Source organism: Bartonella sp. AA1HLJMS, assembly GCF_042197445.1.
GTDB lineage: Bacteria > Pseudomonadota > Alphaproteobacteria > Rhizobiales > Rhizobiaceae > Bartonella.
On record NZ_JBHIRW010000211.1, the window covers coordinates 1 to 1,094 of the forward strand.

At 33.9% G+C, this 1,094-nt stretch carries 2 pseudogenes; both read left to right on the forward strand.

Features of this window, described 5'->3' with window-relative positions:
- Positions 1-212 (forward strand): annotated as a pseudogene (locus ACFIQE_RS10680) (hypothetical protein); the annotation flags it as partial.
- 532 nt (positions 213-744) lie between these two features.
- Positions 745-1,094 (forward strand): annotated as a pseudogene (locus ACFIQE_RS10685) (DUF1499 domain-containing protein); the annotation flags it as partial.

Here is a 1,094-nt window from a genome sequence, read left to right on the forward strand (position 1 = left end):
CTGATGCGACACTTGATCTTATCATTGGAAAACCAATACAAATCATAGAACTCAAAAAATCAAAACCTAAAAAAAATACCAATTCAGTTTTGGTTGCTAAAAATTTGAATGAAGGGTTTGTTATTTTACGTACTTTTGTCCCTTCTTCCCTTGCGAAAAAAGAAAGTGAAGCTTTCCTTTCATCTGCGACCTGCCGTATATTTTATGAATAAAAACCGACTAACCTCTCATTTGTACAACACCTTACTTTCTATACAAAATACATGAAGCCTATCAAAATGGTTATCTTTTTTCTCTATTAATTGAATATTCGAATTCAGATTTGTCTGATTGTAGATCCCTCAATTTTTTATTGAGGTAGAATGAAATCTCTATTGCACATCATCATATCCTATTTGATACGCATTATCTGACAGAAAAAACTCCCCGCAATCAGAAGAGAAAAATCAAGAGTAAAGTTCTAAAAAATATGCTGCTAACAACCGTAAAACTTGTTATTTGAGTTTACTTCTTTTATTTACAAACATTCCCATAAAGTTCGCATCAATAACATGATAAACTATAGAAGAAATACTGATTACCTTCAATGAAGTGCTAAAATAACCACTGGAAACTTATAAGACATTACGCATCCTTGACCTCAAAAATAAGTGCTTTATTTTTGTTTTATGAGCATAAGCTTTTTGTAAGATAGGCACTCTGAAAAAACTTGGCTTATAGTTTACAATTGAGGGGAAAAACTTCATGAAGAAGAGATATGTTCGGTTAATTTCAAGAGCAGCAGTATGGTCCCCTCGATTTGGTGGTTTAGCCTTCTTTATTTTATTATTTTCGGTCATCTTACAACGTTTTTCCGTACTTAACGTAAGCGACTTCATAATCTTGATAGGAATCTCTACTTGCTGTGTGATTATTTCTCTTTTTCTCGCTCTTAAAGCACTTCATAGTTTGTGGGTCTATGGAGCCCTAGGGGGAATGAAAGCTTTAAAAGGGATCGTTTATTCACTCATAACTGCGACACCATTGATGCTCTTTTTTGGACTTTGGTTTACCTTACCGGCTCTTTACGACGTTTCTACCGATACACAAAGACC